Annotated in this window: 7 protein-coding genes; 5 read left to right on the top strand and 2 right to left on the bottom strand. The window is 34.7% G+C overall.

Annotated elements, in window-relative coordinates; translation table 11 throughout:
* The 3 genes from T513_RS0109225 to T513_RS0109215 all read left to right on the top strand — a co-directional run.
* Positions 1 to 342: zinc ribbon domain-containing protein (locus T513_RS0109225; RefSeq protein ID WP_031589861.1), on the top strand; the 342-nt coding region annotated here is incomplete at its 5' end.
* 139 nt (positions 343 to 481) lie between these two features.
* Entirely contained in the window at positions 482 to 1,030 is a 549-nt protein-coding gene (locus T513_RS0109220) for a LemA family protein (protein WP_031589860.1), read from the top strand.
* Positions 1,030 to 2,781 carry a DUF2207 family protein gene (locus T513_RS0109215; protein ID WP_051654430.1) on the top strand — a complete coding sequence of 584 codons (1,752 nt, stop codon included), beginning with the start codon at positions 1,030 to 1,032 and terminating at the stop codon, positions 2,779 to 2,781. Before T513_RS0109220 ends, T513_RS0109215 begins: the two co-directional genes overlap by 1 nt.
* Before the next feature lie 23 nt (positions 2,782 to 2,804).
* Here T513_RS0109215 and pdxR read toward each other — a convergent pair whose 3' ends face one another.
* Complete coding sequence (gene pdxR, locus T513_RS0109210; protein ID WP_031589858.1) at positions 2,805 to 4,178, bottom strand: MocR-like pyridoxine biosynthesis transcription factor PdxR; 1,374 nt, start codon at positions 4,176 to 4,178, stop codon at positions 2,805 to 2,807.
* 99 nt (positions 4,179 to 4,277) lie between these two features.
* Between pdxR and T513_RS0109205 the strand changes: the two genes are divergently transcribed.
* The gene (locus tag T513_RS0109205; protein WP_029072657.1) at positions 4,278 to 5,120 is read left to right on the top strand and encodes a pyridoxamine kinase; all 843 of its coding nucleotides are present in this window, start codon (positions 4,278 to 4,280) and stop codon (positions 5,118 to 5,120) included.
* On the opposite strand, the gene T513_RS0109200 is transcribed toward T513_RS0109205, so the two are convergent.
* Complete coding sequence (locus tag T513_RS0109200) at positions 5,044 to 6,033, bottom strand: hypothetical protein (protein ID WP_029072658.1); 990 nt, start codon at positions 6,031 to 6,033, stop codon at positions 5,044 to 5,046. The two genes, T513_RS0109205 and T513_RS0109200, sit on opposite strands and share 77 nt — an antisense overlap.
* A 106-nt stretch (positions 6,034 to 6,139) precedes the next feature.
* Between T513_RS0109200 and T513_RS0109195 the strand changes: the two genes are divergently transcribed.
* Positions 6,140 to 6,784, top strand: a complete 645-nt coding sequence (locus T513_RS0109195) for a YggS family pyridoxal phosphate-dependent enzyme (RefSeq protein WP_029071606.1) — start codon at positions 6,140 to 6,142, stop codon at positions 6,782 to 6,784.
* Positions 6,785 to 6,970: the final 186 nt, after the last annotated feature.

The raw sequence follows: 6,970 nt of genomic DNA, 5'->3' as shown, positions 1-6,970 counted from the left end.
CAGAACTTTGTAAATATCCCATACGGTCAGCTTCGCAGCAAGCTTGAATATCTCTGCAAAATGAATGGCATTATATTTGTAAAACAGGAAGAGTCCTATACATCAAAATCATCATTCTGGGATAGAGATGACATTCCTGTTTACAGTGCTGATAATCCAAGAGAATATCAGTTTAGCGGCAAAAGAATACACAGAGGGCAATATAAAACCGCAAGCGGGAAAATAATCAATGCGGATGTTAATGGCGCATTGAACATCATGCGTAAAAGTAGCGTTGTGGATGTTAACATCCTATACGGTAGAGGCGAAGTGGACACGCCTGTAAGAATAAGGATTGCCTGACTGTCGGGTGGAAACTTAAATATCAAACTTCTTAAATAGAACCGTCAGGTTCTTAGAAGCCACCTACCTTTAGGTGGGTGGTAGTTCACATACATAGGTAAACATACATGATAAAATGTAAAAAAAGGAGGAAATCACTATGATTTTAATTGTTATTATTGCGATTATTGCAGTTATCGTATTATGGTGTATCTCAACATATAACAGTCTTGTTAAGTTGAGAAATAAAGCACAGACAGCCTGGGCACAGGTGGATGTAGTGCTTAAAAGAAGAGCGGATCTTATTCCAAATCTTGTCGAAACAGTAAAGGGCTATGCGAAGCATGAGAAAGAAACTTTGCAGGCAGTTATTGCAGCTAGAAACAACTATACAAATGCTTCTACAGTAGAAGAACAGATTGAAACATCAAATCAGTTGACACAGGCTATTGGACGTTTATTCGCTGTGGCAGAAGCTTATCCTGATTTAAAAGCAAATGAAAACTTCATTCAGCTTCAGAATGAGTTGACTGAAACAGAAAATAAGATTCAGTATGCTAGACAGTTCTATAATGATGATGTTAATCAGTATAAGAACAAGCTTGAAATGTTCCCATCTAGCTTAGTTGCTTCTTTTGGACATTTTGAAAGACTCCCATACTTTGAAGCAGAAGCTTCAGCTAAAGAAGCTCCACATGTAGAATTCTAATGAAAAAATTATTACTTATTGTTGCTTTACTTGTTTTCTCGATTGTACCTGTTCATGCATCAAGTACACAGATCAATAAGATGACAATCAATTGTGTTATTGATGCCAATGGTACGGGAACATTTACTGAAGTATGGGATATGGAAGCAAATCGTGGTACAGAAGTCTATAAGACATTTAAGAACATGAATGACCAAAGTGTCTCACTTATTTCTGTTAGTGAAGGTGGAAAAAAATATCAAAATATTGGGAATAATTGGGATGTAAATGCTTCTAGAAGTGAGAAAAAAGACAAGTGTGGCATCACACAATCAGGCTCGACTTATGAAATCTGTTTTGGTATTGGTGATTATGGGCATAAGACATATACTTTTGTTTATAAGGTTGCTCATCTCGTCAATCAGTATTCTGATACACAGGGGATCAATTATGCTTTCATGGGGGATATGAGTATACCTGTATCTAAGGTTATGGTTGATGTAAAAAGTGAACTTGGAAGCTTTACTGCCGATAACTCAGATATCTGGGGATTTGGCTATGAAGGTCGCTGTGATTATATGGAAAACGGTACAATCCATATGCTGTCGACTGGGAAGATAAAAAGAGTGCAGCTTTTTGCAAAATTGGAACAGACTTACGCTTCACCTAGCTTGTATCACCAAGATGAAGATTTTGAAGATGTAAAGAGTGATGCAATGGAAGGTTCTAGCTTTGATGATGAAGAAAGCAATGTAACCTATGGCGAAGATGGAGAACTTGCTAAAGATTCATTTTTTGATGTATTCCTGAAGTTCTTCTATATTCTTTTTGCGGCAGTTGGCGGTTTAATATTTTTAACTGGCTTAATTGCAAGTAAAAAGAAAGCAAAAATGATTTTTGAAGATGGAAGTGAATTCTCAAAGAAGGATGTTCATCCATTTAGAGATATTCCTACTAAGAATATTGCCTATTTCTATTATCTAGCAGATCATGCTGGATTGATTAAAGAAAAGACGAAAGGTGGCATTATGTCAGCCTATGTCTTAAGATGGATCAAGAATAATCAGGTAAGTTTCAAGAAAACAGAAGAGAATGGTTTCTTCAAAAAGAAAGAAGGCTACCAGATAGATTTCTCTAAACCTTTAACAACTGAAGATCCATTAGAATCTCGTTTATATGATATGTTTGTCAAAGCATCAGGTAAGAACCTTATTCTTGAAACAAAAGAATTTGAAAAATGGTGCAAGAGACACTATGAGAGTGTTGTTGGATGGTTTGAAAAAGTTGAAAAGCAGGTAAGAAAAGATTTACGTAGTCAAAAGCTGCTTATTGTATCAAAAAAATATCGTAATGTTCTAGGCATCAGTCTTCCAAAGACAACAGAAACTTTCAAAATGAAAGTAAAAGATGACATGGAACATGTCTATGGTTTAAATAAGTTCTTAATAGACCAGGACAATATGAAAGAAAAAGAAGTAATAGAAGTGCAGCTATGGGAAGAATATCTCATGTATGCCACAATTCTAGGTATTGCTGATGTTGTAGAAGAACAATTGAAGATTGTTAAACCATCATTTGAACAAGAGATGGATATGAATTATTACAACAGCATGCTTCTTACACGTGCATTTGTATACCAAGGGGTAATAAATGCAAACAATGCCTATCATACAGCCAATTCAGGTAGTGCCTTCTCCGGTGGCGGAGGCGGCTCATCGTTTGGCGGTGGAGGCGGCGGCTTCTCCGGCGGAGGCGGAGGTGGCGTCCGCTAACTTAAAAAGCTGTAGCGTTAATGCTACAGCTTTTTTAATACGTCATAAAGAATGGTGATTGCTTCTTTAAAGGAAGCAAGTGATAATGAGGAATAGTTGATGATCAATGTTTTATCATCTTTTCCGCCATAGTCCTTGAGTGTCTTTATATGAAGACCTTTTGTATGACAAGAAGAAATAAAGTGATCATAATCATAATCCTGTTTAATTTCTAGAAGAAAATGCAGACCAGCATTTTCTTCTTTGATATGAACTAAAGGATAAAGAGGACTCTCTGTAAGCAGTGATAAAATATCATTTCTCTTTTTACGGTACTTGTTTCTCATACGGTTGATGTGTTTTTCAAAGTAGCCCTCCTGAATAAAGTAGGCCAATGTGTACTGTTCAAAAGAAGAAACTGTACAGTTGTAGAAAGAAAGATGATCATTGAATCTTATCGCAAGATGAGGAGGAAGGACCATGTAGCTAATACGAATTGTCGAAGAAAGACTCTTCGTAAAAGTATTCATATAGATGACATGTTCACTTTGATCAAGACTAAATAGCGGTGGAAGTGGTTTACCCATCATACGGAATTCGCTATCATAGTCATCTTCAATAATATAGCGCTCTTTCTCTTCATTAGCCCATTCAAGCAGACTCATGCGACGTGAAAGAGGCATGGTGATACCGGTTGGGAAATGATGAGAAGGCGTTGTGTGGATCACACTGACATCTTTAAGTGAAGAGGGCTTAATGCCCTTCTTATCAAGATATAAAGGTTTAACATGAAGATTGTAGGCATCATATATATGATGAAGAGTGCGATATCCTGGAACTTCAATACCATAATTCTGATGTGTTCCTAATAGCTGAATAAGCAATGAATAAAGGTACTCTGTACCTGCACCGATAATAATCTGGTCCTTTGAAACCTTGAGATTTCTAAACTCATTAAGATATTGCGCAATAGCTTCTCTTAGAATGGTTGTTCCTTGAGTAGGCATGCTTTTCATCAGGTCATCCTGATGATTAGAAAGAACCTGTCGAGATAATTTTGCCCAGATGGAAAAAGGGAAGTTTTCAGCACTAGTGGCATGTGATGATAAATCAATAGAATAATGCTTATGATGATCTTCAAGTAGAAACGGTTTGCTTGGTTTCTTTTCAAATGATTGAACATGAAACTTAGAAACATAGTAACCGCTTCTTGGTAAGGCGTAGATAAAGCCTTCATCGAGAAGCTGAAGATAGGCATTTTCAACAGTAATGGTAGAAATATTTAATTGTTTAGCTAGACTTCTTTTAGAAGGAAGCTTTTCTCCACTAGATAGAATGCCATTTTGTATATCAGTTTTGATATAAGAGTAAAGCTGACTATAGAGTGGTTTATGATCATTAAATGTATAAGTAAGCATGGGGCACCTCATCTGACCATGGTTTTTAATGATAAATTGATACTATCAATAAGGTCAATAATCATTATAATAGTATTCAAAATAGAAAGGAAGAGAAATATGAAAAGAATAGTTACAATACAGGATATTTCATGTTTAGGGAAATGTTCTTTAACAGTAGCATTACCTATTATCAGTGCTACAGGAGTAGAGGCGTCCATCATTCCTACAGCTGTATTATCCACTCATACAATGTTTAAAGGATTTACATTTAAAGATCTGACAGATCAGATCTATCCTATCGTGAATCATTGGAAAGAAGAAGAGATTACATTTGATGGACTTTATACAGGATACCTTGGAACAATTGATCAGATTGATATGATCAAAGATGTCTTCAAGATGTTTAAGACAGAAAACAATTTTACCTTCGTAGATCCAGTAATGGCCGATAATGGAAAACTTTATCCTAATTTCGATGAAGCGTATGTAAAAAAGAATGCTGAACTATGTGAAGTAGCAGATTATATTGTCCCAAATATCACTGAAGCATGCTTAATGACAGGTATGGAATATAAAGAAGAATACGATGAAAAATATATTCACGATTTACTTTATGCTTTAGCTAAGAGAGGTGGACATATCATCGTTGTGACAGGTGTGTCTTTAGAAGAAGGAAAACTTGGCTTTATGAGTCTTGATGTCGATAAAGATGAATTCTATTTATATCAGACAGATAGAATCGATGTGTCTTATCATGGTACAGGAGATATCTTCTCATCAGTTGCAGTAGGATGTCTAGCAAGAGGAATAGATTATAAAAAAGCCTTTCAGATTGCGGCAGATTATACTGCCTTGACAATCAGAAAGACTTTAGAAAATCCAGCTAAGCCTTGGTATGGAGTTGATTTTGAGTTGACGATTCCTTCTCTTGTTCAGATGATTCAACATGACGCAAATTAAAGAGATAGTAGCAGTTCTTGACAATCTTAAAGAAACATATTCCTTCAATGGCAAGTACTGCCAATATTAGAAATACATTATTGGCAAGAAAGCCATTCTTGATAGGATAAAGGAAATGCTGAAGAAAATCACTTTGCCATACTGCAAAGTTTAATGCTGCAAGAGTAATAATTTGTGAAATAAGTGATGAAATCAGATATTTCCTGTCATAGATTCTTTTTGATAAATCTAGAATATAAGATAAGATGATCAAAGCAATATAGCTTTGCAGGAAGTAGTAGATCATACGGACATTGAAGTGCGTATGAGAATGACTTAATCCTCTAAAGATGTAGAATAAAGCAAACAAGAAAAAGAATAATATAAATATTCCCATAAAGAAAGTTTCATGCTTGTGATATGTATAGACCTTATAGGAAGGTAATTGATAAAGTTTTTCCTTGTTCCATGTAAGATCCTCTTTTCCTAATGGTTTAGTTGTATCAATGAGACAAAGAATCATCAGTATGGTAATTGAGATACTGCACATTGTTAAAAATGGTTCTTGGATAAGAATCAATAAAAAAGAATGTGTGTAGAGAATATTAAATATCGTTAGTGATGGCAAATAGCCAAAGACGTACATATAGTAGATAGAACAAAGAATAAGATAAAAATCTAAAAGAAAGAAAAATATATATTCAAAAGTCTTTAAGATTTTATGACGTGGTGTAAATGAAACAAGCAATGGGCGATAGCCATATGTGTAGGCAACGCTTTTTGGATGTCCAAATGAAACAAGCATATCTTCAACGTTTTCATAGTGATCAACACACTCGTCCATAAGTTTAGAAAGTGCTTCTTCAATCTTTACTTTATTATTAAGATGAAAGTATGAACTAACACTCGCAATATAGTTTTTCTTGATATACACACTAATACCTCCTTTTTTCTTATGATTATACTATATCATTTCTAGATAAAAAATGATGGATATCTTTATAAATATGAATATAATGAGGAATAGGTAGGTGATTTAGATGATCGTAAATCAAAAAGCAGTGAAAGAAGCATTGGAAAATGTGAAGCCAGCTACACTTGTTGCAGCAACAAAGTATATTGATGCAAAGGAAGTTAAGAAGCTAGCTGAAGCAGGCTGTACAATCTTTGGTGAAAATCGTGTCCAGGATTTTCTTAAGAAGTATGAAGAATACGATGGAGAAGGTGAATGGCACTTTATTGGTACATTGCAGAGCAATAAGGTGAAGTATATTATTGATAAAGTAACCCTCATTCATTCAGTCAATAGCTATAAGCTTATTGATGAAATTGAAAAACAGGCAATTAAGCATAATCGTATTATGGATGTATTGTTGCAGGTTAATATTGCTAATGAAGAAAGCAAACACGGATTTAAAAAAGAAGAAATGGAAGAAGTAGTGAAATATCTTGTCAATTGTCCTCATATCAATCCAAGAGGATTGATGATGATGGCGCCCCATATTGATGCAGAACAGACAAGGATCTATTTCAAGGAAACAAAAGAATTGTTAGAACATCTTCAGGAATTATTCCCAATCTATAATTTAACTGAACTTTCTATGGGTATGAGCAATGACTACAAGATTGCGATTGAAGAAGGAAGTACCATGGTTAGATTGGGACATGCCTTATTTGATGAATAAAGAAGCACTTATTTAGGTGCTTTTTTTTGATTTTATTTTAGAAAAATGATTGGATGATAATATTTAGATATAAAAGAACTATATTATTACCAAGTGGTTATAAAATAGAAAGTATTCTTAATAAGTATAATAAACTAATTTATAAAGTTCCCGACAGAAAACCCACGTGCCTTTAGGCCGTGGGAT

This window comes from Kandleria vitulina DSM 20405, from assembly GCF_000702065.1.
Classification (GTDB): domain Bacteria; phylum Bacillota_I; class Bacilli_A; order Erysipelotrichales; family Coprobacillaceae; genus Kandleria; species Kandleria vitulina.
Note: the sequence above shows the minus strand (reverse complement) of the source record. Positions and strands in the feature narration are given on the sequence as shown.